Annotated in this window: 25 protein-coding genes; 12 read left to right on the top strand and 13 right to left on the bottom strand. The window is 37.4% G+C overall.

From position 1 onward, the window contains the following. Positions 1-154 precede the first annotated feature (154 nt). The gene (locus M472_RS41775; RefSeq protein ID WP_021071898.1) at positions 155-715 is read right to left on the bottom strand and encodes a hypothetical protein; all 561 of its coding nucleotides are present in this window, start codon (positions 713-715) and stop codon (positions 155-157) included. 195 nt (positions 716-910) lie between these two features. On the opposite strand from M472_RS41775, the gene M472_RS41770 reads away from it, so the two are divergent. The 5 genes from M472_RS41770 (at position 911) to M472_RS45060 (ending at position 8,930) form a co-directional block, all read left to right on the top strand. Beyond that, positions 911-1,501 (top strand): RNA polymerase sigma factor, encoded by a 591-nt coding sequence (locus M472_RS41770; protein WP_021071897.1) that lies wholly within the window; start codon positions 911-913, stop codon positions 1,499-1,501. A gap of 106 nt (positions 1,502-1,607) precedes the next feature. Further along, positions 1,608-2,762 (top strand): FecR family protein, encoded by a 1,155-nt coding sequence (locus M472_RS0123190; protein WP_021071896.1) that lies wholly within the window; start codon positions 1,608-1,610, stop codon positions 2,760-2,762. 217 nt (positions 2,763-2,979) lie between these two features. Continuing rightward, entirely contained in the window at positions 2,980-6,399 is a 3,420-nt protein-coding gene (locus M472_RS41765) for a SusC/RagA family TonB-linked outer membrane protein (protein WP_021071895.1), read from the top strand. Positions 6,400-6,411: 12 nt separating this feature from the next. Continuing rightward, positions 6,412-7,821: a RagB/SusD family nutrient uptake outer membrane protein gene (locus tag M472_RS41760; RefSeq protein ID WP_021071894.1), complete on the top strand. Its 1,410-nt coding sequence runs from the start codon at positions 6,412-6,414 to the stop codon at positions 7,819-7,821. Between the two features lie 35 nt (positions 7,822-7,856). Further along, on the top strand, positions 7,857-8,930 hold the full coding sequence (locus tag M472_RS45060; RefSeq protein ID WP_021071893.1) for a TlpA disulfide reductase family protein: 1,074 nt from the start codon (positions 7,857-7,859) through the stop codon (positions 8,928-8,930). Positions 8,931-9,048: 118 nt separating this feature from the next. Here the strand turns inward: M472_RS45060 and M472_RS41755 are convergent, their stop codons facing one another. Next, positions 9,049-9,396, bottom strand: a complete 348-nt coding sequence (locus tag M472_RS41755; protein ID WP_021071892.1) for a hypothetical protein — start codon at positions 9,394-9,396, stop codon at positions 9,049-9,051. Positions 9,397-9,591: 195 nt separating this feature from the next. Here M472_RS41755 and M472_RS41750 point away from each other — a divergent pair, with 195 nt between their 5' ends. From M472_RS41750 to M472_RS41740, 3 genes are all read left to right on the top strand, one after another. Further along, complete coding sequence (locus tag M472_RS41750; RefSeq protein WP_021071891.1) at positions 9,592-9,768, top strand: type II toxin-antitoxin system HicA family toxin; 177 nt, start codon at positions 9,592-9,594, stop codon at positions 9,766-9,768. A gap of 123 nt (positions 9,769-9,891) precedes the next feature. After that, on the top strand, positions 9,892-10,293 hold the full coding sequence (locus M472_RS41745; RefSeq protein WP_021071889.1) for a type II toxin-antitoxin system HicB family antitoxin: 402 nt from the start codon (positions 9,892-9,894) through the stop codon (positions 10,291-10,293). Between the two features lie 16 nt (positions 10,294-10,309). Further along, positions 10,310-11,803 carry a hypothetical protein gene (locus M472_RS41740; protein WP_021071888.1) on the top strand — a complete coding sequence of 498 codons (1,494 nt, stop codon included), beginning with the start codon at positions 10,310-10,312 and terminating at the stop codon, positions 11,801-11,803. Positions 11,804-11,888: 85 nt separating this feature from the next. Here the strand turns inward: M472_RS41740 and M472_RS41735 are convergent, their stop codons facing one another. From M472_RS41735 to M472_RS45050, 9 genes are all read right to left on the bottom strand, one after another. After that, the gene (locus M472_RS41735) at positions 11,889-13,559 is read right to left on the bottom strand and encodes a hypothetical protein (RefSeq protein ID WP_021071887.1); all 1,671 of its coding nucleotides are present in this window, start codon (positions 13,557-13,559) and stop codon (positions 11,889-11,891) included. A gap of 167 nt (positions 13,560-13,726) precedes the next feature. Continuing rightward, entirely contained in the window at positions 13,727-14,059 is a 333-nt protein-coding gene (locus M472_RS41730; protein ID WP_021071886.1) for a hypothetical protein, read from the bottom strand. 27 nt (positions 14,060-14,086) lie between these two features. Beyond that, positions 14,087-15,052, bottom strand: coding sequence for a hypothetical protein (locus tag M472_RS41725; protein WP_021071885.1), 966 nt, complete (start codon positions 15,050-15,052; stop codon positions 14,087-14,089). Positions 15,053-15,095: 43 nt separating this feature from the next. Further along, positions 15,096-15,548 carry a hypothetical protein gene (locus M472_RS41720; RefSeq protein ID WP_021071884.1) on the bottom strand — a complete coding sequence of 151 codons (453 nt, stop codon included), beginning with the start codon at positions 15,546-15,548 and terminating at the stop codon, positions 15,096-15,098. After that, positions 15,545-15,970 (bottom strand): hypothetical protein, encoded by a 426-nt coding sequence (locus M472_RS41715; RefSeq protein WP_144062787.1) that lies wholly within the window; start codon positions 15,968-15,970, stop codon positions 15,545-15,547. The genes M472_RS41720 and M472_RS41715 overlap by 4 nt, the downstream gene beginning before the upstream one ends. 31 nt (positions 15,971-16,001) lie before the next feature. Continuing rightward, on the bottom strand, positions 16,002-16,469 hold the full coding sequence (locus tag M472_RS41710) for a hypothetical protein (RefSeq protein WP_021071882.1): 468 nt from the start codon (positions 16,467-16,469) through the stop codon (positions 16,002-16,004). A 55-nt stretch (positions 16,470-16,524) separates the two neighbouring features. Then, positions 16,525-16,920: a hypothetical protein gene (locus M472_RS45305; RefSeq protein WP_021071881.1), complete on the bottom strand. Its 396-nt coding sequence runs from the start codon at positions 16,918-16,920 to the stop codon at positions 16,525-16,527. Between the two features lie 40 nt (positions 16,921-16,960). Then, positions 16,961-17,893, bottom strand: a complete 933-nt coding sequence (locus M472_RS41700) for an AlbA family DNA-binding domain-containing protein (RefSeq protein WP_021071880.1) — start codon at positions 17,891-17,893, stop codon at positions 16,961-16,963. Positions 17,894-17,914: 21 nt separating this feature from the next. Further along, the gene (locus M472_RS45050) at positions 17,915-18,349 is read right to left on the bottom strand and encodes a hypothetical protein (protein WP_081643220.1); all 435 of its coding nucleotides are present in this window, start codon (positions 18,347-18,349) and stop codon (positions 17,915-17,917) included. Between the two features lie 410 nt (positions 18,350-18,759). Between M472_RS45050 and M472_RS41695 the strand changes: the two genes are divergently transcribed. Genes M472_RS41695 through drt3b form a run of 4 tightly spaced genes read left to right on the top strand, consistent with a single transcriptional unit; the run spans position 18,760 to position 24,898 of the window. Then, positions 18,760-19,647, top strand: a complete 888-nt coding sequence (locus tag M472_RS41695) for a hypothetical protein (protein ID WP_021071879.1) — start codon at positions 18,760-18,762, stop codon at positions 19,645-19,647. Positions 19,648-19,686: 39 nt separating this feature from the next. Further along, entirely contained in the window at positions 19,687-21,477 is a 1,791-nt protein-coding gene (locus M472_RS41690; RefSeq protein WP_021071878.1) for a P-loop NTPase fold protein, read from the top strand. Between the two features lie 14 nt (positions 21,478-21,491). Next, positions 21,492-22,853 (top strand): antiviral reverse transcriptase Drt3a, encoded by a 1,362-nt coding sequence (drt3a, locus tag M472_RS41685; RefSeq protein ID WP_021071877.1) that lies wholly within the window; start codon positions 21,492-21,494, stop codon positions 22,851-22,853. Beyond that, positions 22,850-24,898 (top strand): antiviral reverse transcriptase Drt3b, encoded by a 2,049-nt coding sequence (drt3b, locus tag M472_RS41680; protein ID WP_021071876.1) that lies wholly within the window; start codon positions 22,850-22,852, stop codon positions 24,896-24,898. Before drt3a ends, drt3b begins: the two co-directional genes overlap by 4 nt. Before the next feature lie 360 nt (positions 24,899-25,258). Here drt3b and M472_RS41675 read toward each other — a convergent pair whose 3' ends face one another. Together M472_RS41675 and M472_RS0123180 are read right to left on the bottom strand one after the other, a co-directional pair. After that, entirely contained in the window at positions 25,259-25,561 is a 303-nt protein-coding gene (locus tag M472_RS41675) for an STAS-like domain-containing protein (RefSeq protein ID WP_021071874.1), read from the bottom strand. A 62-nt stretch (positions 25,562-25,623) separates the two neighbouring features. After that, positions 25,624-25,965: ATP-binding protein (locus tag M472_RS0123180; protein WP_031301989.1), on the bottom strand; the 342-nt coding region annotated here is incomplete at its 5' end.

Raw genomic sequence — 25,965 nt, 5'->3', positions numbered from 1 at the left:
TTCAGTCCCCCCTCATATCTAGATATTTTACAGCATGCAACCAGATTTAGAAAAACTGTATAGCTATTTCAGGACGGTCCTCTAAAATATTAATTCCGAATACTGTTCTCGATGTAACAAATATTTGCTAAATCTGTTACAGCATAAGGTTGCTCTAACGATGTTGCCAACAACGGCCGCCATCAACTACTACACGCTTGCAGTAGCCACCAGTCTTATTTTTAGCTCCACATACTGATGAGGTAGGAGTAGTGCTTCCACCATTATTTCCCCCACCATTAGAAGGGCTTTCAGTACCATTGTTTTGCCGAGCGCCATAACTGCCCGTTCCATTCGCTTTTTGAGTATTGTAAGTTATAATAGCAGTATTGTAACCGATGTCACCGAATACCACCTCCCGGTCTTTCAGGATATAGGCCTGTATGGTCTGTCTGTCGCTCAAGGTTGTTTTTATTTCCAGTTTTAGCTCGAAAGTAATCTTGCTATCGAATCTGTATTCCCATTTACCACGGTTATTCTTTATCGTTTTGGTATTGTTCGATTTATCGATATATGAAATCTCACAAAAATCACATTCTACTTCATAAGCATATTCTTCATATTCCTCCACAGGCGCCTCTTCTTTTTTGCTGCACGAAGACAGAAAAACAGCTCCTGCCAATAGAGATAACCAATACGAGCGCATGGTTTGTAATGTTTGCTTTGATAAAATCATGATTTCTATACTTTAATAATTTGTCGCGAAACTAAACAAACCGATCACAGGTATATTACGGATTCCCGTAATACACATCTTATTAATCACAGATGATAGACTACTGTCCGATATAGAGTGCTATTTGCAACTACACTACATACTGATTAACTTTAGCAAAATTTTTTACGCAAAGACTAACAGTTAACCCTAGGAATGATACCGCATGTTGATATCGATGAAAAAGAACTTCTCCTCCAGCTTCGGAACGGGGATGCATTAGCTTTCGAGTCACTTTATCTACGATATGCCGACAAACTGAGTGCTCAACTATTCCGCTTACTCAAATCCTGGAATGAGGTAGAAGAAGCTTTGCAGCAGCTCTTTGTCAAGGTCTGGGAAAACAGAGAAAATATTGATCCGGGAAGGTCATTTCAGGCTTATCTATACAAGATAGCCAGCAATATCGCTGTCGATTACTACCGAAAGCTGTCCAAGGATAAAGAACTTTCCAAGAGTTTGCTCCGACAAATCTCGCTATTATACCATCCTGATAATCTTACAGCACAGATACAGGCCGATGAAGAGCTGATGCGTACCATTGATAAGCTTCCGCCACAACGCAAAGCCGTTTTTAAACTCTGCAAACTTGAAGGAAAAAGTTATGCCGAGGTAAGCCGCATACTTTCCATCTCTGAAGCGACTATAGGTGACCATATCGCAAAAGCCAATAGATTTATCTACAATAATTATGATAAGTCTATCTTTATGCTATCTCTTATCTATGCAACTTCTCTTTTAGATTGATTTTATTGTTTCTGTATATCAGTTTGTTATGTTTTTTATGTTCTTTTTTTTAAAAATAGAGCAATAGGTTTTACGAGCAACAGCGTATTACCTATAAACAAATATTTTGGAAGAGAATCACGCCATCAAACCCTTATATTATAAACTCCTCGACAATTCGATCACCGAAGAGGATTACCATCAATTGTTGGCATACTTCGGTTCCGATATAGAACCCGAATATCTGCATGAGATCGTTCTACAAGAACTGGAAAGCGATGATGCGGTAGATATCTACCTCAATCACCGACAACAGATTACCCATACGGTCAGCAATGTTCGAGAAAAGCTTCGGGTTGCCGTATCAATGGCGCCACCGAAAGAAAAAACTACTATCAGGAGACTGTTACCTTACTTGGCAGCTGCACTTGTCTTGATTGTTGGGACGGTATCCTACCTATCTTTAAGGTATTCCGCTACCGATCCCATATTGGCTGTTAATATTGCTCCAGGGACAAATCGTGCTATGCTGATGTTGGAGAGTGGCGAAGAGATTACGTTGAGCGAACAGCAAGAGGGACTACTTGCTCTGGATGGAATGATCAGCTATACCGATGGCACTGCTATAAAGGAGGTCAACATGTTGCAACAGCTCACACTGACGACTCCAGCCGCAGGACAGTATCAGATTCAACTGCCCGATGGCACCAAGGCATGGCTTAATGCTTTGTCTTCGATCAGCTATCCTGCACGTTTTGAGAGTGATGTACGCAAGATAACCGTCACAGGCGAAGTTTATCTCGAAGTCAGTAGAGATGCACCAAAACGCTTCGTAGTGGTCGCCAACCAACAGGAAATCGAAGTCCTGGGTACCCATTTCAATATCAATAGCTATGCGGACGATGGGAATACATACACGACGCTTGCTGAGGGAAGCTTAAAAGTGACTAGTAAAGTGGATGGTAGCAACGTACAGCTCAAGCCTGGCGAGCAGTCCGTGCTTTCGAATAAAAAAGGCCTTTGGGTTGAAAAAGCAGATATTGAGCAAGTTCTTTCTTGGAAGGAAGGTTTTTACATCATTCAGAACCAGCCACTTTCGTTATTCAGCAAACAGATCGAGCGCTGGTACAATGTGGATATAGAAATGGGTAGTAAGGGAGATCTGCGCTTATCTGCCATGATTCCACGCGACGTTAACCTATCGGAGGTAATCCAGGCCATTGAATTAAAAACAGGCATACAATTTAAAATAGAAGGAAGGAGGATAACAGTACAAGAATAAAGAACTAGCGAACCCAGCAGTTGTCTAGGCATTTTAAGTACTGCCGTCGTGCAGCAAACACCAACGGCAGTGATGTCAGATCACATTTTAAGCAACTAACTTAATTTTTTAATCGGACAATACAAACTTACGGATTATACAGTACCACTACAAATTCATTGGAAGTACTGTATTATATCTGTTATTAGGTGGCGTATTGTTCATTTATGAACAATTTATGAAGTATAAAAACAAACCGTATCGAACCGGCAGGGGAATAATCTCTCCATATATCTTTTTGATGATGAAATTGACCATATGTATATTCTTTATTTCCATTTTAGGAGCTATGGGCGGTGTGACTGCGCAGCGGGTCCATATTGACGTAAAGGGTGTACCCCTCCAAAAAGTATTGATCGATATCGGAAAACAGTCCAAACATATCCTCATTTATGATGATAAGGATTTTAAAGATGCAAAAAAGGTAAACCAGCGCTTTAGCAATAAAGATCTTTCCGCCGCTTTGGATCTACTACTAGAGGGGCAATCCCTACAATATACCATTCAGGGGAAATCTATTATGATATCTCGCAAGTCTAAACCTGCAATTTCTGCTTCTATGCCTATAGACGAGTTAATAGTCCAAAGCCTCATTAAGGGGAGAGTGACGAATGATAGAGGAGAGCCCCTTGTTGGAGCTAGCATCAAGGTCAAGAATACAAAAATAGGTACTACAACCGACGATGAGGGGTATTTCGTTTTGAATAATGTAGAGAATTCATGTGTACTAATTATCTCTTTTATAGGCTATCTGGATCGAGAAGTTAATGGAGCAGGAGATATAGGTTCTGTCAGATTAAGATTAAATGATAATCCCGTAGACGAAGTTCAGGTGATCGCTTATGGAACGGAATCCAAGCGCCTCAGTGTTGGCGCTGTATCAAGCGTATCTGCAGATGAAATCGCACGTCAACCTGTCACCAATCCGTTATTGGCATTACAGGGCCAGGTCGCTGGCTTGGCAATTTCTGCTACCAATGGCGTACCCGGCTCTACTGCATTGGTGCAAGTCCGTGGGCAGAATACCTTAGGCACAACACTACAGGTCAAGCCTTATGACCAACCCTTATTTATCATTGATGGTGTTCCGTTTGCACCTCAAAATGTCAATATCAATCAGTTGAATAATCTTGCCACGGCACAGTCTTTCAATGGAGGAATAAGCCAGCCAACAGGGCTCAGTCCATTCAATAGTATCAATCCCAATGACATTGAAAGTATAAGTATATTGAAGGATGCCGCCGCTACCTCCATCTACGGATCTCAGGCTGCTAATGGAGTTGTTTTAATAACGACAAAGCGGGGTAAGTCTGGAAAAACTACACTTGATATAAATCTAAATACACAGTTTAATTCCACCGCTCGGCCGTCACGTCTGATGAATACGCAGCAATATCTTCAGTTACGGCGAGAGGCGTATGCGATAGACGGGCTAGTACCTTCTGATGATCCTAACGATTATGAGGGATTTGCACCTGATCTTACAATTTTTGAACAGGATAAATACACCAACTGGCAAAAAATAATCACAGGTAAGATGACACGTAATACAGATATGCACGCCACCCTATCCGGAGGTTCTGCTTCCAATACATTCCTTGTGGCAGCAGGATATACAAGTTCTGATTACAACTATCCTGGTGATTTTTCGGACAAGCGTTTTACGTTACACAGCGCTATACACAATACCTCAGCCAATGATCGCTTCACACTTGATTTAGTCGCTGATTATGGATATGACCAAAATAATTCAGCCAATTATCAAGGCAGGCAAGGAGTACTACTAGCACCCAATATGCCTGATTTGGTGACCCCTAATGGAGATCTGGTATGGAATTATAACGGTTATCCTTTAGAAGTTCAGAACTTTTATAGTTCGCTAATGCAACCTGTGTATTTACAAAACTATAATTTCAATAGTTCCTTGAGGATCAACTATAAGATAGCGAAAGGATTAACGATAGGTACTAATGTGGGCTTTAGTAGGAGTAATACAGACGAGCGGTCTGAAAATCCTGCCCGTTCGCAAAATCCTTCCTTTGCAGAAGCAAGCGCGGGCTTTGGCAGTAATGTCTCACAGGCGATCAATGTTGAGCCACAACTGAATTATAACCTTTCGATTGGTGGAGGGATACTGACCGCTTTACTTGGGGGCACCTATAAGAAGGTTACAAATGATGCTTACCAGGTAGAAGGATATGGTTATTCAAATGATAACTTCTTAGGGTCTATTATCGGAGCTACCGATACTTACCCCTTTGAAACCAAAAATCTATTTAAATATAGTGCAGGGTTTGCCCGTCTTAAATACATTTACGATCAGAAATATATCCTAGAAGCTTCGGGGAGAAGGGACGGTTCTAGCAACTTTGGACCTGGTCGTCAGTTCGGTAATTTCGCGTCAATAGGAGCTGCTTGGATTTTTTCAGAAGAAAAGATTATCAGAGATCTTGTTTCCTTTTTAGGTTATGGCAAGTTTTCTGGAAGCTATGGTACTACCGGCGGCGATGCTTCCAAAGCCTACTCTTATCAGGCATTGTACGAAAATTTATCAGGAGTTCTACCATTTCAGGGGATTAAACCAGCCTATGCTTATAACCTCTATAACCCAGATTTTAGTTGGGCGACAAAAAAATCTCTGAACCTAGCGTTAGATTTAAGCTTCATCGATAATAGAATATCCGTAAACACCACTTTTTATAGAAACAGACAGGGCAATCAGTTAGTGGATATGCCACTACCGGTACAGACGGGTTTTACACGCGTATTTGGTAACCTAGATGCACTTGTACAAAACAAAGGGTGGGAGTTTACAATCATGTCGAGTAATGTTAAGAATGATAATTTCTCGTGGTCTTCTACTTTTAATCTGACCTTTAACCGGAATAAACTGCTTGATTTTCCAGATTTAGCATCCTCTGCTTATGCAAATAAATATATTATTGGACAACCGACTTCTATAATAATAGGATATAAATATAAGGGGGTCAATCCAGACACCGGATTATATGAATTTTATGACAAAGACGGTAACACCACCTATAATCCAAAGTTTGGGATGGCAGCCAATGGGGGAGACCAGGTGCCTATAGGCAATATGGATATCAAGTATATGGGGGGAATTGGTAACAATTTTACATATAAAGATTTTGGTCTATATATATTTTGCCAGTTTTCAAGTAGTTACTCGCCCAACTATCTTTCTGCTCTTTACACGTCAGATTTCCCCGGCGCACCTACTAATCAACCTGTAGCGATATTAGATAACTATTGGCAGCAACCCGGAGATGATGCTCTCATCCAGCGCTTAGCAAGCAGTTATAATTCGAGCTCTCTTCGTACTATACCTATTTTTACCCAATCTGACGGCGTATATAGCAATAATACATATTTGAGAGTCAAGACTGTAGCTCTGTCCTACACATTGCCAGAAAGAATCCTGAAGCACATACATGTAAAAGGGGGAGGGATATATGCCAATGCCCAAAACTTGTTTACCATTACAAATTATAAGGTTGGCGATCCTGAGCAGCCCGGCACTATTACGGCTTTACCTTTACAGCGGATTGTTGCGTTAGGTCTGAATCTTAAATTTTAAGCAGTTATTATCATGAAAAAAAGCGCTTATATATATATAATCAAAATCAGCTTCTTATTTACCGCATTATACCTCTTCGGAAGCTGCAAAAAGCTGATAGAGATACCGGGCAACCCGCCGACCTTCATCACCAAAGAACAACAATTTGCCGATAGTGCCACTGCGATGTCTGCGGTGGTAGGCGCATATTCTTATAGTCAAGGCAAAGGATTTGGTTATAGCGATGCCAATTTTACTGTGGCCACAGGGCTTTCTGCCGACGAAATCTCCGTTACAGCTAGCAACACCGATTATACTCATTTCTATAATTATATGCTGACACCTTTGAGTGGAGGCATAGTCTCTCTATGGCAATATCCTTATCAAGGAGTATACAAAGTAAACGATATTCTGGAGGGTGTGTCACATAGCAAAGGTCTTTCACAATCGTTTATCAGGCAGATATCAGGCGAGATGAAAGTTCTCAGGGCCCTATACTATTTTAATATGGTAAATATATTTGGAGGGGTACCTTTAGTCACGTCGACAGATTATCAACATACGGCTCGTTTTCCAAGGGCTTCCGTTGACGAGGTCTATCGACAGGTTATCCAAGATTTAGAGGAGGCCGTTATCGATTTATCTCCCGATTATCCATCGAGTGGACGCCAGCGCCCGAATCTTTACACAGCAAAAGCATTGTTGTCCAAAGTGTTTCTATACCGCGGAAATTGGAAGGAGGCATATGATGCAGCCGATGATGTGATCAAAAGTGGGATCTACAGTATCAGCGATGTAGCCGTACACGCAGCTTTCTTAGAAGGTAGCGACGAAGCGATTTGGCAATTACCTGTAAAGAACTCTTATAGGCAGACTGATGACGCTCAGACTTTTGTCCCGTCAGCCGGAGTATTGCCAAAATATTTGGTAACTCCATTTCTTCTCAATCAATTTGAAAAATCTGATCAACGTCTTCAGCATTGGGTAGGAGTATCCATTGTCAAGGGGGATAGCTTTTATTATCCATTCAAATATAAGAACAAGCAGGCATCAAGCCTCCCTCTAGAGAATTTGATGATAGTTCGGCTTGGAGAAGTATTACTGATACGTGCTGAGGCGGCGGCGCATCTACACAATCTAGAACAAGCGGTGATAGATCTAGATGTCATCCGTAAGAGAGCAGGATTGGAGAATAGTATCATAGACAAGACTTCACAGCAAGTAGTGTTGAATGCGATTATGAAAGAACGGCAGTTAGAGTTGTGCTTTGAGTGGGGTAATCGTTGGTTTGATTTAAAGAGAAATGTAACCATAGAGAGTTCGGCATCCACTGTACTTGGCGATGAAAAGACTGGTTATACATCTGATGCAGCGCTGTATCCTATTCCCCAGGGACAGCGACAGTTGAACAATTTGCTGGAGCAGAATCCTGGTTACAATTAACACACAAATACAAAATGAATTTAAACGATATCCCAATGAAGAAGAAGAATTTCTCCCGCTATATTTTATTTGCCATATTATCCATTTTGAGTCTAACAGGGAGTGGGCAGAATACCACATTATCGGCCCATCTCAAAGAGCTGTCAAATGGCGCTGTTACGTTGTTCTATATGAAAGATGGTCTTTCCATTGTTGACACTTCTCTTATCCAGAATGAAAGATTTGAATGGAGTACTGATCTATTGGAGCCCACACGTATTACATTGACAGTGGGGTCTAGCTTTTATCATTTTTTTGCTGAGCCAGGTAATATTCAACTAAATGGTATTGCTGACAGGACGGATACATATGTTCTTAAAGGTTCCTCTGTACAACGTGATGCAGATCTGTTTGATGCTTTTACAAAAGATCTAAGGCATACTTGGGACTCTTTGTATACTGCACTCCGCGAAGCGCCTGCAGAGCAAAAGGCAATAATTGAAAAAGAACGCAAAGTTGTGCGAAGCCAAAATGACAAAAGAGTCGAGGCATTCATTTTGAATAACCCAGCGAGTTCTTACAGTTTGTATTTAATAGGACTAGAACGGGATTTTAGCAGAATACGATATCTATATAGCTTGCTGGACGATTCCGTCAAACAAACATTTGCTGGTGATAAAGTTGCAAAGAAGCTAGGCGCCTTGTCCAGAAGTCAGGTAGGTGAGCAAATCAAGGACTTTACACAACCCGATACTTTAGGCAATTCTATTTCATTCAACGAGTTTAAGGGACACTATGTTTTAATAGACTTTTGGGCTAGTTGGTGTATACCATGCCGCGTGGAAAATCCTAACGTGTTGAAGGTTTACAATAAATATAAAGAAAAGGGATTTGAAGTGATAGGTATTTCCTTAGATGATAAAATGCAAAGTTGGAAAAAAGCTATTCGAGATGATAAACTGCCCTGGGTAAATGTCTCCGATCTCAAAGGCGCAAAAAATGACGTTGCTATTGCCTATGCTATCGAATTTATTCCAAGCAATTTATTGGTCGACCCTTCCGGAAAGATTATCGCTAAAGACTTGAGAGGTGATGCACTGGATCAAAAGCTGGCTGAATTGTATGATTAATCATTAAGCGTATCCGAGAAGTTCATTCGTTGCACATATAATGCAAAAACATGATTATTGCGCTATATGTGCAACGAATTTATTTCCTAGATAATGATAATCCTTTCCTGTACAGCCTCTACTCATACTGTTTCAGCGTCTCGACCAGTTCCTTTTTGTAGGTAAATATATCATCAATATCCTGTAGCAGCTTCTTTTCGCCCTTGTCCTTACCATTATGGAATACCTCCAGGTATTTATTTGCGGAGTTGAAATGTAGCCTTGCCAACGGTTTTCTATTATTATCATCCAGCAATATCCCAAAGTACGACTGCGTATCCCTGAAGGCAATCTTAGGCGAGGGGATATGCTCTCTGAGGATCGCTTTTACAATCTGTGAGCCTTCTAGTTCCACCTGCGATATCGCCGATCCTGACAGGTCCTTTTCCGTGATACCGCTTTCTTTCACCAAAGCGATAAAATCCATGCGGCTACTCTTTTATAATAAGTTTGATCAGTTTTGAAATTGGCTTTTAATGACAAGTCCTTATTAAATAAAAATATACAGAAAAATTATTTTGAAATATAGTAGTAAATGTACTACCTTTGTGTTGTGGGGTTCGAGATGTGATTGGCGATTTAAGGGATAGATTGTCCAAATTACATTTTTAACTATTTCGATATGAAATCAAGTGAATTCCACAGGTTCTTGCGAAATAATGGCTGGATCCATATCCGTACCAAAGGATCTCATTACATTTATGAGAAGGACGGAAAAACCCGTTCAATTCCTTATCATGGTAGCAAAGAGATGGGAGAGGGCCTTCGCAAGAAAATCATGAAGGATCTGGGGCTTTAATTAGCTCCCGATCCCCATGATAAAAGAAAGGGAAATGAATATGAATTATCCAGGCGACATAAGTTTAGTTAAGGAAATATCTTGGATAATCCATATGGCCTATAAAGGACAAACAACATTCATATGAAAACATTAAAGATCGTAATCGAGCGCAGCGAAGACATGTTCAGCGCCTATGCAGAGAATGCTGAAGGCATTTATGGGGGCGGTGATACCGTTGAGGAAGCCAAGCAATCCATCTTGGATGCGATAGCTATTATTACTGAAGAGTTTACTCCCGACAACATACCATCTATTCTCAAAGGCAGGTACGATATCGTATACCACTTCGATGCCGAAAGCTTTCTCAACTATTACAAAGGCATATTCACCAATGCCGCTTTAGAGAAGATTACAGGCATTAATCAGCGTCAGCTACAACATTACTCATCAGGATTGAAAAAGCCCCGTCAGCCGCAGCTTAAGAAGATAGAAGATGGGCTTCACCGTCTGGCTGCTGAGCTACAGGCTGTAGAGTTAGTTTAAACACAAATTGCTTTAAATGAATTCAAAACTACACGAATCAACCCCTGATTTTGTAAAGAAGCTGTATGAACAGCAAGGATTTAGTTTAAGAGATTTGTCGTCCCATTTGTTGTTGGAGATTGGTGTACTTAGACAGCTTAGTAATCGAGATAAAAATGAGAAGGAGCTAATTTTTGAGGGATTTCAGACACTGTCTAATTTTACAAATTATATCAGCTTAGAGTTGTGCTCGGTAAGCCGCTCTAACTTCAGAGCTGTATTGCCTGCAGAAAAAAGGTATAACGTTAAATATATCAATTGTGTAATCCTTGAAGCCTACAAGTACCTTTATGGCTATGGCAAGGCTCAAAAGAAATCACTTTGGGTAAAAAAGATAAAACCATTAGTTGAGCTCATAGACTACCAGGGATTTAGGAATGAGTATAATTCGTTAGAACTTAAGATAAGGCAGTTTGGCGAAAGTAATATCACAGATTGGACTGGTAGAAAACTAAGTTTCCATTATGATTTAGATCCTATGGAGATGTACAGACATTTGGTAGCACTAAGTGAGGAAGATGAGTATCAGCGCTTGATTACCTTCAGTACATTGATGGAGGAGTTGACCGTTTTTTCAAGTAAATATTTGCAAAAATCAAATCTAACTAATGTATTGATCTCCGAAATGTCGCCAGCTATTGATTTACCAATAATCGGGTTAGAGCAGTTCTTCTTAGATGACGAAGGTAAATTGTCTGATACTTTATATGGCGTCATAGAAACACATAGTAAAAAATTAGATGAATTTGCTCGACAGCAAGATACGCCCGATAAATTTAAAGAGTTTTTTAAACAAGACTTAAACGACACAATTATTAGTATGGTCGAACTAAGTAAGGTCGTCATGCAGTTAAGTTATCTTTATATAGATTTAGCCTCAGCTATCAGAGCTTTTTTGCATTCTGAATATATTATGGAAAAGCTATTTAACCTTAAAATGATTAATGTCATTGTATATGAAGGATTCAATAAGCTCTATTCATTAAATGAAGAATCAAATGGGTCTTTTTGGCATGATAGAATTATTCCTTTTGTTTCGACGATTAAAGACGATAGATTTTGTAGGGAGGTAGATATTTTAGAGCAAGAACTTGAAGAGCTTGCACCAATATTCAAAAAATATGCATCTCAGAGGCAACTTTCCGTCCACTACGACAAAGGTATCCCAATGATATATGATATGCTTCAAGGATTAAATCCATTTATAGAACTATCAAAAAGTACACAATTGCTGCAGTTAATGCATAAGATTTACAATATTCTTAATCAGTGTATGCTGCTTATTGAGACGCGAGAAGAAATAGAAAACAAGAAGGCTATTGATAATGTAAGTACGATTATTGAAAAAATAATTGCTTTATCGACTAATCTTCCTGATGAATCTTTCAAGAAAAGGCTCTTGGACGATCTTCAAAAAATGAAGACGGGTGAGTTCTTCGAAAATTTACTTAAGAATCGACCGAAGGATTAAGCACTATCCGTATTTCTTTTTCGATTTCGTATTGCAACCTAGAGAGGTTGACATCTTGTTTATCGGACCAACAGCACGTGATATTTTATTCGCTTGTTCCTTTTAAATCAAATATCCTTGTCATATTATCAAGTATATGCTTGGCCTCACTTTTATAAACATTAGGATTGTATATTAAATAATCATCAAATGACACACTACTTTCAACATAATTTTGGGTAGACTTAAATTTTACATACTCCCTTTCTTTTTTCCGGATATACCTCCAGTAATCACGAATTAGACCTTTCAGAATATTGGGCTTCTTTTTAACATAGTCTGCGTTTTCGATAAAAAACTCGTAATAAATCATTGTAACGGGCAAAACCTCTTTAAAAGGCAGATTTATTTCAGCAAGTTCTTTTTTAAAATGATCTTCTACATATCTGTTGACCATTGGCTTAGTTAAGTGATGTTCAGTGTATATGAGAATCGGTACGATCGTGAGCTTATTGGTACTTCGTATATTATAAAGTTCATTGGATTTATCAGCTAGATGCCGAATGTTATTAATTAATTGTCTAACGCCCTTTTTCTTTAATGCAAAATTTTCATCAATAAATTGTTTAAACTCTTGAGTGTTTCTATTTAGAAAGGTTCTGTAATTCAGTGAAGAAGACTTTATTTCGATAAGATATACTGTTTTATTATCTACTATCATTGAGAGGTCTGGCAGGTACTGATCATCAGAGGAGAGTACTCTAACATATTTCTTAGAAAAATCATTGAATATTTTCAGTAGAAGGAATTTTTCGTAATATTCTTTTCCTATGAAGCTTAAGAAATCATTTACATTTTTGATTTGAGTGTTGATCTTTTGAATTGCTTTACTTTTATACAAGAAAAAAGTCCATATCTTGTCCATTATCAGAGCAAAGTCTCTAGAGCTTGTTAAATAGAGATTTCCATCTGAGTGTAAGAAAAATGGTTTGGTAATCAATTCTCCGACATTAAAACTATTGTTTTTGGTTATTCCCTTTCCAAAGACATATTCCATCTTTATTAATACTTGATGTATTTTTTCACTTGGAGGTATCTTTAATAAAGTGTTTTTGCTTTCAAGGTTTGCTGTGTTTTGAATAAAAACTTGAAGGAGGTGAAGGTTCAATTCATGAGTGCTATTAACATAGAAATTTTCATTCAAGTAAAGAGTTAAGTCATCGATAGAGGTCGATTTTTTGATAAATTTATTAAAAATTAAGTGTTTAGGAGCGGACGTTCTAGAGAGATGAACCTCGTCTAGTGAATTATTGTCTTGCATTAAAAAAATATCCCAAGCTAGTTCAGGAGTGTCTGGGCGCTCTAAGATATCAACGGATTGATATTGACTTTCGTTATAAGCGAGTAGAGTATCTAAGACATCTGATGCGAAACTCTCTGAATTCAAGCTTACATTGTCCTGCGAATAGTTTATTTGATTAAATAGATCTACAATTATTCTGTTCACCACAGTATGTGTCACTAGTACTGAATTAGAGCCATCTAAAAGCTGAAGAAGCCTCTTCTTTTTTTGAATAGGCAAGAAATCAAAAAAGGCTTTTACTAGATCAAATTGATATTGGGAATTTTTTTTTGAACTAAACCCGTTTCTCACTCCGATAAGAAATAGTATAGTATCTTCAATTTTGTATTTGTAGAGAGTATTTAACTCTTTACTAGAAGTGAATTCCGTAAAGTAAAACTGGCTATACGTTATAACAGGTGAAATAGGTATCATAAGTCGCGATATTTTAGATAAAAAGTTCTTTGAGAGTTTAATCAATCGCCAGGCTGAATGTCGATATCACTGTCTGATACTATATAACCAAGAAGTCCGATATGCGTCAAGGCATATAGGACTTCTACATTCGGCACTCCTGGCAGGAGATCAAGAATACTATAGCTTTAATCCCCATTATCGCAAAATCTGTTTACAAAATCCCAGTCCTGCACCGAGCCGTCCTCTTTCAGTATACCCAGGTAGACACCATCTTTCAGTCCCACCTGCCATATCGCTGATCCCGACAGATCCTTTTCCGAGATACCGCTTTCTTTCACAAAAGCGATAAAATCCTTGCGGCTCCTTTTGCGGTTCGACTTGGCATAGTAGGCCATTAGGTATATATCCATAGGATGCGGTCCCAGTTCATGCACATCACATTCCAGTAGATGTTGCTTTATAATATCCTTCCATTGCAGCTCGGGCGTCTGCTTCAGTTTCGTGACGATATCATCCATGCGATAGGCACGGTACTGCGCACGTTCTCAGTCCCGCAGCATCGACCAGTTCCAGTCCTGCTCACGGAGGTTATGCAGCATCGGCTCCAGGTTGCACACCGTAGGTACGATCCGCGAAAAGATACTGCGGCCTTTCACCGAGGCAGGCAACGAAGATTCCGTCCTCGGGCGGGGCATACCGTACAGCGTAGCGCCGATCCTGCTGAAATGTAGGGTAATATCCATGAATACCTCCCGATCCGCTATCGAGAACAGCAGCATTTCTGTGTAGAACAGATGCTTTGCCTTTTCCGCATCATCATGCCACAGCCGCACACTTATCTCCTTCATGAGGCTATTTATCTCCTTATACGCGCTATCCCTGTCGATGTACAGCGATCTGTCCAGCCTGCTTATATAATTCTTCTTTTCCGTCAGCTTTTCCAGACTTTCCGGATGATATCGGTCCACATACCTCAGGCGTATCAGCGTATCCATGTTAAAAGCCATCATCTTCGAGTTGCGGCCATCCGGGATAGGGAAGAAGCGGTCACCTGCATCCTGCGACAGGAGTATCCAGTTGAGCGAGTACGCCACCCGCGAATCGTAGATAATATACTCCTCGGGGTACATATACGCTGCCACCTTCGAGACACTCGCTATCCGGTCAAATCCTGCATTCCTCTCCCTTAGGAAATCCGCTATCAGCACCTTCGTTGCGTCCTCTTTGGCCGTCTTTATACCGCCCCAGTCCTTGATGATCCACAGACTCAGTTGGTCGAATAGGCCCGGATCATCACTTTGCGCCTTCCATATCGCTGTCCTTACGAGGGCTTTCAGCTGCACCTCCTTATCATAGCGGCTGTGAGCGTCCAGTCTGTTGCGGTCCTCTGCTGATAGTATCTGCATATCGATGAGCTTGCTCAGATCCGCATTCCAGTTGTACTGCTCATGCAGGCGGTCGCGATAGGGGGCAAGGTATTGGACGATCTTGTCCAGGTCAAATTGTGGCATATATGTTACTTGTTGTTTTAATCAAGATAAACTCATTATCAAATCATTCCAATTCAATGAAATTCTTTTCAAGCTCCGAGAGGCTAGTGTTATCTTTTGGCTCTTTTGCGAATTTAAGATTCAGGATCAGCGGGACATCCGTTACCACCCCAAATCCGACGATGCGAAAAGTTCCGTCCTTCATCTCAAATTTTGTTCCTTTGAAAGGCTGTTTTTGCGATGAAAAATTTATCTTTTTTTTAGTTCTATAATCGAACTGCTGAGCCATTTGATCCAGGAAGCTTTTATGAACTCCTTGCTGCACCATTTCTTTACTCAGATACAGCCATTGAACCGAGAAGCCATTACAGTCCATTAGTTCATAATCTGATACGGCCATACATCCTTCGGGTACCGCTACCTTGATATTTGCATACTGTAGCTCTTTGATGTTCTCCTGAGCTCTTGCCGTAATGCTAGATAGTAGGAGAGAAATTATAAATATAATATTTTTCATACCTTTTCAGTTATATAGATCAATTCGCCAAACTTTTGATAGGGGATACGCCCATCCAGGTGAAAGTAGTAATACTGCGTTCCTTTTTTATTTTTAGTGCTGAAATCCGATTCCAAGAGGCTATTTGATATCGCCAGCTGCTGTTTTTCATCATCTCCTATAAACTCTAATAGCAGCATATCGTCCAGCGTAACCGTTTTTATCTGCTCGTCGATTTTAGATTTCAATTGCAAGGAAAATGAAGCATTACGTTTTATCGACACTTCAGTGATAGGGTAGTCGAATGTAAATTTCCACCCTTCGCCGTATTTCATGTTTTCTAAGTCATCCGCTTCATTAATAGAGGCAAAGTAATCTTTGTCTTCTTTCGTCATCGTTAACCATTCAGGCTTAACTATTTTTATACTTATGATTGTTTTCACGAATGTGTAATGTAATCCATCTGTTTTAAAATTAAGACAATTCATATCCTTGTTCCTGAAGATATTTAAAATCTTCATCTGTAGAAACCAAAGACTTTAAAAAGTCTTTGGTAGTAACGCTTGTTTTGTTGTTTCCCATATCTCTCCTGATTTCAATAATTAATTCAGCAAGAGCTTTGAGATTTCTTTTTGTTTGTGAATCGCGTTCCCATTTGAAAAAAGCGAAAAGGACTTCATCATTTCCAAATATTATTATTTCCTTTTTTATATCTAGCATTTTGTCTATCAGTTTTGCAGAATTCGTAGGTTGTCCTTTTTTTACTTGTTTTAGTAAATCGAAAAATACCGTTAGTAATCTGATGTAAACATCATACTTTTTGTCTGACAATTGTTTCTCGATTTCTAATCGTCTTTCCTTTTCATGTCTGTAAAGCCATCCAATTCCCGCAAGCAGTATGAGTAGAACTGGAATGAACAATTGTAAGTATTCAATCTTCATTAATTCAAACTTTAGAAGTTATTATTATCAGACCAAGAGTTGGTGTGAAATTTTCTTAACTGAATAAAAGGTATTTACTAGTCGTTATTTCATTGATATCTTTGATAAGCCTATTTATTAGGATAACTAATAGATCTTTGTCTAGTTCGATTTGTTTTGCGTTTAAAGCTATGTCTCTTGCTGGCATGCAGGCGATTGCCATATTGGAGTAGTTACCTTTTTGAGAGTTGATAATAGGTAATAGACCCTCTTTGGTGTCTATCTCTTTATTTATTTCCTCTTTAACATATTTTGTTAATCCAGCAACATCTGAAATTAAAGGCCATTGGCCTTCTGGCATATTTACAGCAAGCTGGCATTCAGCGAAGACAAAGAAACCTATAGGCTTTTTATCTTGGGGTAAAGTTTGTCTCAGATATTTGGATTGACGTATTGGATCGTGAAAACTCATTGTTGTTTATTATTACGTGTTACAGTTGGTGTTCGAAATATCAATCAATTAATGTATTCTCTTTAGATTCCTTGACAAGTAAATTTGGTTCTAAATCGAAGTTACCGTCAGCTAGTGGTTTTAAATCTAATTCGTATTGTGATGTCTTTGCCATTGAATTTTCACCTCCAAACATTAGATATATTTTACAAGTAGTAGAATTGAATAAATCAATCTGCTTAAAAACGATCTGGTTATTAAATGATCTTGGTGGGCCATAGTGGAATGGTGTACTTTGGTTTAAATTCAATGTGTCATTTTTACTATAATCAAAGTAACCCATTGTGGTGAATGCAGTGACTGATAAGGACTTTTCGATGATATACTTAGATCTGTTCCAGATATTTACATTGAACTCAATAACTGTATCTTCATCGAGCTTCTTTATTAATTTGAAATCTATTTTACATTCAAGATCAGCAAATTTCACTTGTTTAAATAAAGCATCTACAATGTAATGAGGCGCAGGTTTGGATTGCCCGTCCAGTCTGATATGGTACAGCCCATTATATTGATGAGGTTTAGAAGCACTCTCATCAACTTCGAACACATAGAGATATTGGCCATCTTTTTCAAGCCTTTCTGCACGGATTCCGATAGGCATGTAGGAAATAGAACTCGATATTCTATTGATAAGATGGTCTTTTTCTTTTAATATTGTCAGTGGTATCAAATCTCCTACACATACCTTTGGCTTGCCGTTTTCGATTACAATATCTTTTGGAGCACCCCAAATCAAAAGACCACCAGATGAATTTAAAAAAGCATTGATTGTGCGAAGTATATTGTTTACAAATACTCCTTCGAAATCACCATGCCCACTTTTGAACTCTAAAATTTCAGACTCTTCACGTGGTTCTTGAAAGTAAGTTGAAATATCGTCGAAAGATAAATCTCTTAAATTTTTACCAAATATTCTCTCACTATAACTCATTCTGTTACGATTTTCTGTTTATCAATTACACATACTCCTATCCACATAGGTCTTGCCACCGTTACTATTGATATAGTAGCAGCCTCCGCGTGGTCCTCGGATATATGTTCTTGATGTTGATTTTCTTGTGTTTGATGTTCTGCTGCTATGGTAGGATCTGCTTGAGCCAGATGTTCTACTCGGAGAACTCGTTGCCTTAGTAGGAGAGGAGCTTGCTATTCCGTACGTGTTTGTTGGAGATATTGTCTTTGTGGGAGCAGTATCTTTCTTGCGCATTGCCTTTATAAGCTCCGATGTCGCATAGGTGCTTTCCTCCCAGGTGTTGTCGCTATACAATGCATAGTATTTGCCATCGTCAGATTTTACAACATCAATACAGCGTCTGATAGACGATCCTGTCTGTCCAAGACATATCGAACAGCATAAGAAGGCAAGGGTTAATAACAGGTTTTTCAATTCTAATAACTACTATATTTATACTCTTCACAAAGCTATCAAATAAGTTAAATTACATGTTCCGGTTTTCCGTAATGCATATAAATATTATTTTTCTATCATCTTTACTAGCAGATTCTCAATTACTACTTTGTATTCCATAATGTCAGTATTTGATTCGGTTAATGATTCCCCTAAAGCTATATAATTAACCTCATGAAATCAATTGATTTTTAATTCAATTACAATCTGTTTTACAATATTATCAATTTTTAATAATAATATAACACAGGTTATTACGGCTTCCCGTAAAGGAGATAACAGATAAGATATGACCTTTGTGCAATAATTTGTTGAATAGAGTTGGATTACTCAATAAGTTTTGAGTATTTTAGGAGAAGCCAAACTGAATATACGAACTGCATGAATTTATGAATGATCTGCTCAAATCTATTAATCTAAGACTCAATAACCCTTTTATTCTTTCTTTTATCATTTCATGGATCTTTTGGAACTGGCCAATTGTAGTAGGATTGCTATGGTATAATGCGAAGACACTCCAGTTATACGGATATCCTAATTACAAAGCCTTGATCATAGACAATGCTGATGTCTGGAAGAACTACGTCTTACCGCTTGGTTTTGCAATTGCCTATCCATATTTAAAGTTAGCTTTTAGCGCGCTACAGACCACCGTAAATGCTATTGATGAAAGAACAACCAAACGCCTTTCGGGCAAAGGGTATATACCCACGCAAAAATTCTTGGATTTAAGAGAGCAGTATGAAACAAATATTCAAAAGCTATCTGATGTAATAAGTAAAGAAAGCGAAGTTATAAATGAAAATTTGAATTTACGGACTAAGCTCTCTGAAATAGAGGTGGAAAAGAATTTGTTAGTTGAGAAGACATCTAGCAATAAGTATGAAAATGATAAAAGCTTAATCCGTATTTCTTCTAGAAAAATATTTTTGGGAAAATGGAATGTTTCTATTAAAGATTATGAAGGTCTAGAAATTGATTTGGACGTTGCGTTCAAAAATAATATTGCTGAAGATGGTTTTCTGATTGGGATCGGTGAGGGCGATAACTCTGTGGCTATCTCTTCATATGTGTTCAATCCGTACTCCATGCAAGTGGCCTTACACATTCATATTCAAACAGAGTATACCAAAGGTGTTGGTGATGTTTATGGTAAAGGTCTTTTTTTCTTTGGTAACCTTAAATGGAATAGTGACTATACTATTTTGACTGGGACTGATCATATTACATTTAATGAAAAGACATTTGAAATGCGAAGGATTTCATCTCTAACTTAATTCATTAAATATATTGACTATTATTACTTGTAAATATAAATGGAACCAAGATTTATAAAAAAAATATTTGACGATTATTTAAAATCAAACTCAAAGAACGCGCTACTGATAAATGGAGAGTGGGGAAGTGGAAAGACCTATTTTTACAAACAGGAGCTTGAACCTATTATAAAGAAAGCTAAATTTAAACCCTATTACGTATCGTTAAATGGATTGTCAACAGTTGCTGCGTTGGAACAAGCGCTACTTGTAAGTCTTTTTGTGAAGACGGATAACAAAGAGATTCGAAAAACAATCAAGGTAGGAGAAAAGGTCTTAAATACAATATCAAGTATATTCGTAAATCGTTCAGCTGAAAGTCTTCTTTCTGATACGGTTGTAAACTTTGTTCCTTTCGAGAACAAAATATTATGTTTTGATGATCTAGAAAGATGTGATATACCTTTAAGACAATTATTAGGATATCTAAACAATTTAGCTGAACATCGAGGAGCTAAGATTCTAATCCTATCAGATGAAACCAAAATTGATTCTACTGACAATAATTATTCTGACATCAAAGAAAAGCTGATTGGGCGGGTATTAAATTTCGAACAGGACTTATCAGGTATTCTAATCTCGTTACTTACAGCTTATGAAAATAATAAAGAATACAAAAGCTTTCTTTTAAAGTACAACGGCTATATACTTTCACAATTTCACACTACCAAATTACGAAATCTCAGAACCATATTCTTCTGTTTGGATATCATAGAGAAGCTTTTTAGGGCACTTGAAGAACTTGAAGATGAAATTGTTTTAAAGGAAGTTTTAGAATTTGTCCTACTGATAGCAATTGATTTCAAGGAAGGACGACTTGTTTCAAGTGATTACCAGGACTATAAAGGTTTGAATGCTTTAAGTCATGTGATATTCGATTTGAAAGAAGAGGATAGTGAAGTCGATGCATCGAAAATTTACGCACGATCATTTTGTAGGAGATTTTCGTTGTCAGAAAGATATCACTTTACTTTCTACACATCACTTTATAGATACATACTTTCAGGTTATTTAGATAAGGATGAATTTAATAAAGAATTACAAGACCGAAAGAAACTGAATGCTACTATTGAGCAACAAGAATTCAATGAGCTAATAACTTATAATTTCAGAAGGTTATCTGAAGAACGATTCACTGAATTACTCAATCGTGTAAAGAGAAGTGCTGAAAATGGAGTTTTTAGTATATACGAATATGCTCAGTTTGCAGATTTCTATTTCTTTTTTTCGGACCATGGTTTGACGTCTTTGACATATAAGGATATTAACGCGGTAGTTGACCGAGGATTGAATATTGCGAAACAGAGAAAAGAGATTAACAAAGATCACTTTGGAAATATGATCCATTTCAAAAAGGAAAACTCTGAGACGGAATTGGTGAAATCAAAAGTAGTAGATCTCCATAACGAAATATTAGCCAAGGGACAGGATAGTATCAATCAACAAGTAAATAAATCCCTTATCGAAGGTGATACAGAGTCATTGAGAGCATTATTTGAGGAATATAGACACAGTCCGTTGCTCGTTAGTAATATAAAAGTGGAAGAGTTGTTTTCGAGTCTATTACTCGCGGAGAACAAATGCCTTGCATTATTCTGCAATCTTCTCCACGAAAGGTATTGTAGTGTAAGCAATATAAAAAAGTTCTTGGTGGAAGATAGGATTTTCTTAATCGATCTGGAAGACAGAATCAAGAATACTATAATTGTTCAAAAGCCTGCTGGTGTCAAAATATTTAATTTGCATCAATTAGGCAAGCTTCTTACAGAGGCAATCAGTAAACTTTCATAAAAGTATATAATTCAATGATAGACCAATCATATTCAGCAGATAATTTTTATAGATTACTTGATTACGAAAATCGTAAGGGTAACTATAAAGAAGGTGATTTTTTTGAGAGTATCCAACAAATTAATAATGATTTAAAGGAAGTTAAAACTGAATACCGAAATAACAAAAAGACAACACGCGACATAGAGCAAAAGAAAATTAATAGGTCTCTCTTTCGAGAAAAGTTAAAAGACATGAATGAAGAAAAGAAAGAGCTACTTCTTTCAGAGCTTCATGACGTGAGTGATAATATTGTTAAAGACAATTGGCAACTAGAGCTCCGCCAGCATTTCGATAGTTCATCTCAAAAATATATTTACTTGACAGGGGCCACACCAGAAACATTCTTTGCGCTTAAGCAAACTCAGTATTGTATTAAAAAACTATACAAGGTTAAACAGTCACATAGAAATAATATTGTCAATCAAGTAAAGCTACTATTAAGTGATGGAGCCCCTAAAGTAATCATCAGAGCAGACATAAAAAACTTCTTTGAATCAATTCCAATAGCTGAGCTTTTACGAAAAATTAATAAAGACAATCTACTGAGTCAGTTGGCAAAGAAGATTATAAGCAGAACAATCAATAGCTACCATAGGTTGTCAAATAGCACAATTGGAGTACCTAGAGGAATTGGTATCAGTGCATACTTAAGCGAACTTTATCTTAGAGAATTTGATAATGAAATTCGTCGGATGCCAAATGTTTTCTATTACGCAAGATATGTTGACGACATATTGATTCTTTGTGCTAATGACGATAGTGATGAAGAAGACAAGCTCAAGACGCTGATTTCCGAAGTTCTTATGCGTACAAGTGGTTTAAAGTTAAACATGGAGAAAACTTCGGTTAGCATCATTCGTGATCTGAAAACAGATTTACGTGTACCGAAAGAAATAGAATATTTAGGCTATAAGTTTTTAATCAAAGAAAAAGGGATAGAAATATCACTTAGTGAGAAAAAGATAAAAAACTATCGATTGAAGATCGATAAACTATTCAGATTATATGCAAAGAGTTCGCGGAGTAAAGGAGATAAAAAGTTGTTAGTAAATGGGATCAGATTTTTAACAGGTAATACTAGATTGATAAATAATAAAAGCAACGTTTTAATAGGTGTATATTATTCCAATACGTTATTGACAAATTCAGGAATTTGGAATGAACTGGACAAGTATGTCCAAAATAAGTTTACCTCTGTTCAAGCAGATAAACTTTTCGAATACGTTAAAAATAAGGGATATAGCTTTAAGATCGGATTTGAAAGCAAAAAATTCGTCGCTTTTAAGCCTTTACAAATGAAACGAATACTTACTATTTGGAAAGATAAAAGATGAAAAGAAAATTATATCCAATTAAATTAAAAACTCATAGAACGGTTCTTTCAGACATATTACCTTACGAAACGCCTATTATCTTTTCAAATCGAGGTTTTTACGAATTTTTAACAGATTTTGAAGTACGCCTCGAGAATGAAGATGTTGTATATAAAAATCATCTAGGGATTGAAGATGTATTGAAAATTGTATTTGGAATTCACGACGAAAATCGACGAAAGAATATACAGAATGGTAGACTTCCTAATTTTGCCGCTAAAGGTAACTTAATCTCAATACCATTTTCGTACAAAATAGCGCACAAAGCGGATGATTTTAGAACTTTGGATATTGCTCACTGTAAAAATCAACTGATGGTGAGTGAGTTTTATAGTAGATATCGAGACTTGATTATTTATCTATGTAGCCGAAGCCCATTTTCAATTAGGTACCCTCACAAAGTTGCCAAATGCTATTACTTTAAAGATCGAACACATTATAAGAAATTATCATTTTTAGAAGACATAGAAAAATTTGAACAGAACGATAGGGAGTATGAAAGTCTGAAAACTTACTTTGTATATAAGTCCTATAATAATATTCACAAATTTTACGAGTCTTACAAATACCACAGGTGCGAAAAGAAATACAATAATTTGTATAAGTTTGATGTCTCCAAGTGTTTCGCCAGCATTTATACACATTCTATATCCTGGGCCGTTCTTGGCAAGCAGTTTACTAAACGCATATTAGGCAAAGACAAAGGTACATTTGCAGCAACTTTCGATAGGCTATTGATGGATCTCAATCATAATGAGACGAACGGAATTGTAATTGGACCAGAATTTTCCAGAATTTTTGCTGAGATTATCCTTCAATCTGTGGATCTCAATGTATTAAAGCGACTTGATGGTTATGGTTTAAAATGCAAGAGGGATTATGAGATATTTCGGTACGTGGACGATTACTTTTTATTTTGTAATGATGAAAGTACAAAGGCGCTGATAATTAAGGAATTCCGTTTAGCGCTTCAGGAATTTAAATTGTATTTGAACGACGAGAAGAGTGTTAAGTATGAGAAGCCCATTATTACTGAGATTACAGTGGCTAAAGAGCAAATCATCAGTTTTTTAGATAAATATGTCAAATATAAAATAATTGAGATTTCCAATGAGGAGGACGCCGAGGGGAAAGCAGAAAAGGATGGCAATATTTATGTTAGTTCAAATAGCTTAATTACCAAATTCAAAATCATAGTAAAGCAATCAAACGTTGCTTATAAGGATATCTTGAATTTTACCTTTTCTGTTTTACTAAAGAAAGTAATTAAAATTCTTGCCGATTATAAAGAAATTATAGATAAAAGAAACAAGGAAAAGATGCTTGTAAAGGCAATTTTAGAAATTCTGGATTTTATATTTTTTCTCTTTTCCGTTTCACCACGAGTTAATACAGCAATTAAAGTATCTAAGATTTTAACAGTACTGATTAAGCTTTTACGCAAAGGCGGTTTAGTTAATAGTGATTATAAAGATCTCGTGTACAAGAAGATTTATGATAATATTTGCTTCTTACTTAGTAAATATAAAACTTCAAATCATTTTAGTATTGAATCTCTTTATTTTCTTGTCTTGCTTAAAGAGTTAGGTCGAGATTATTGGTTAGATAAGGATGCCCTTGTCGAATATTTACGCTGGGAGCTTAAAGAAGGTCGTATTAGTATAGACCGGGAACTAAATTACTTTGAGATTATTGTAGTGCTCTTCTATATTGAAAATAAAGCTAGGTATAGCGAAATCAAAGATGCCATTAAAGGGTATATATTAGGAAAATATCACCAAATGAATAGGCAAGAATTTGAACTCAGTACCGAGCTAACTATGCTTACGTTGGATTTAATGACTTGTCCATTTGTTGATGAAATATTTAAAGGTGAAGTTTTGTCCTTTTACAAGTTGACTAATGTTAAAAATATTACCGAATTTAAGGATAGATGGTTTGTCAAATGGAAAGGCTTTAATTTTGAGAATGAATTAGAAAGTAAGTTGGGTCAAGAAGTATATTGATGGGGCACGATGCAACTTGAATAATTTTTGTATATTTGATTATGCATCGTCTAACATAGTTGGCATTAGTTTGCCACACACAAGCATAAAGGATTTTGTTTTTGTTTACCACGAATCAAAATACGCCCATTCATTAAGGACGAGATGGATTTTCAAAGCTGTCTTTATTAGACAGCTTTTTTTAGATATATCTTCTAAGCTGATGGGGTTCTAGAAGATATATTGCCAATCTTGATGCAGACCCAACAGAAAGTTTTGCATGTCTTGGTTGTAGCCCTTTAAATTTCCCATCTTTACCAGCGGCTTTGGTCATCTCTATATGAGGTACTGGAAACATTCCGCTGCCGATTAGCAATCATATTAATCAATCTCCTGGGTTAATCTTTGGGCAACGGCTTTATCAAGTAAGTTTCTCACAAGACTTTCCATATTTCTATTTTTTACATAAGAAGAGAATGTCATAGCTCCCATTTCAAGGAAAAGTTTACCTATTAACTCATCCGCGAAGCTACTTGATATTACAGGTACCCCTTCCCAATCAATAATTATAGGATAATTTTGTTTTGCATTTAATAGGTTCCTAATCTTTGTTCTAATCTGTAATCCAGATTTTCTGGTTCCAAAGCCAGTGGCTTCTGCATATTCCGGGGATGTTGACCCCATTCCGGGGATACTGACCCCCTGATTTTGGTTCAAGGGATGTCATTACCAATGACCTGACAATATTACCTTTTTTTTCTTAGACTTTCTCCTTTAAGTTCAATCCTGTGTGATACATGGACAATTCTATCCAGTATTGCATCTGCAATGGTATCCTCACCGATTATATCATACCAACTTGCCACGGGTAGCTGACTGGCTATGATGGTCGCTTTTCTGCCATGCCTGTCCTCAAAGATCTCCATGAGATCCAGCCGTTGCTGTTGTTCCAGTCGCACGATACCGAAGTCATCCAGGATGAGAAGGTCTGTTTTGGATATTACGGTTTGATTTGTGCCAGTCATTTCGGTCGGATGGTGCCAGCTATTACGGTTCAAATGATGCCACTTTAGTGGTTTAGTTTTCTT

It is taken from the genome of Sphingobacterium paucimobilis HER1398, assembly GCF_000416985.1.
Classification (GTDB): Bacteria; Bacteroidota; Bacteroidia; order Sphingobacteriales; family Sphingobacteriaceae; genus Sphingobacterium; species Sphingobacterium paucimobilis.
Note: the sequence above shows the minus strand (reverse complement) of the source record. Positions and strands in the feature narration are given on the sequence as shown.

Excerpts from the sequence above, each read along its gene's own strand:
- M472_RS41775 (WP_021071898.1), bottom strand. The coding sequence starts at position 715 with ATGATTTTATCAAAGCAAACATTACAAACCATGCGCTCGTATTGGTTA.
- M472_RS41770 (WP_021071897.1), top strand. The coding sequence starts at position 911 with ATGATACCGCATGTTGATATCGATGAAAAAGAACTTCTCCTCCAGCTT.
- M472_RS41765 (WP_021071895.1), top strand. The coding sequence starts at position 2,980 with ATGAAGTATAAAAACAAACCGTATCGAACCGGCAGGGGAATAATCTCT.
- M472_RS41760 (WP_021071894.1), top strand. The coding sequence starts at position 6,412 with ATGAAAAAAAGCGCTTATATATATATAATCAAAATCAGCTTCTTATTT.
- M472_RS45060 (WP_021071893.1), top strand. The coding sequence starts at position 7,857 with ATGAAGAAGAAGAATTTCTCCCGCTATATTTTATTTGCCATATTATCC.
- M472_RS41755 (WP_021071892.1), bottom strand. The coding sequence starts at position 9,396 with ATGGATTTTATCGCTTTGGTGAAAGAAAGCGGTATCACGGAAAAGGAC.
- M472_RS41750 (WP_021071891.1), top strand. The coding sequence starts at position 9,592 with ATGAAATCAAGTGAATTCCACAGGTTCTTGCGAAATAATGGCTGGATC.
- M472_RS41745 (WP_021071889.1), top strand. The coding sequence starts at position 9,892 with ATGAAAACATTAAAGATCGTAATCGAGCGCAGCGAAGACATGTTCAGC.
- M472_RS41740 (WP_021071888.1), top strand. The coding sequence starts at position 10,310 with ATGAATTCAAAACTACACGAATCAACCCCTGATTTTGTAAAGAAGCTG.
- M472_RS41735 (WP_021071887.1), bottom strand. The coding sequence starts at position 13,559 with ATGATACCTATTTCACCTGTTATAACGTATAGCCAGTTTTACTTTACG.
- M472_RS41730 (WP_021071886.1), bottom strand. The coding sequence starts at position 14,059 with ATGGATGATATCGTCACGAAACTGAAGCAGACGCCCGAGCTGCAATGG.
- M472_RS41725 (WP_021071885.1), bottom strand. The coding sequence starts at position 15,052 with ATGCCACAATTTGACCTGGACAAGATCGTCCAATACCTTGCCCCCTAT.
- M472_RS41720 (WP_021071884.1), bottom strand. The coding sequence starts at position 15,548 with ATGAAAAATATTATATTTATAATTTCTCTCCTACTATCTAGCATTACG.
- M472_RS41710 (WP_021071882.1), bottom strand. The coding sequence starts at position 16,469 with ATGAAGATTGAATACTTACAATTGTTCATTCCAGTTCTACTCATACTG.
- M472_RS45305 (WP_021071881.1), bottom strand. The coding sequence starts at position 16,920 with ATGAGTTTTCACGATCCAATACGTCAATCCAAATATCTGAGACAAACT.
- M472_RS41700 (WP_021071880.1), bottom strand. The coding sequence starts at position 17,893 with ATGAGTTATAGTGAGAGAATATTTGGTAAAAATTTAAGAGATTTATCT.
- M472_RS41695 (WP_021071879.1), top strand. The coding sequence starts at position 18,760 with ATGAATGATCTGCTCAAATCTATTAATCTAAGACTCAATAACCCTTTT.
- M472_RS41690 (WP_021071878.1), top strand. The coding sequence starts at position 19,687 with ATGGAACCAAGATTTATAAAAAAAATATTTGACGATTATTTAAAATCA.
- drt3a (WP_021071877.1), top strand. The coding sequence starts at position 21,492 with ATGATAGACCAATCATATTCAGCAGATAATTTTTATAGATTACTTGAT.
- drt3b (WP_021071876.1), top strand. The coding sequence starts at position 22,850 with ATGAAAAGAAAATTATATCCAATTAAATTAAAAACTCATAGAACGGTT.
- M472_RS41675 (WP_021071874.1), bottom strand. The coding sequence starts at position 25,561 with ATGGGGTCAACATCCCCGGAATATGCAGAAGCCACTGGCTTTGGAACC.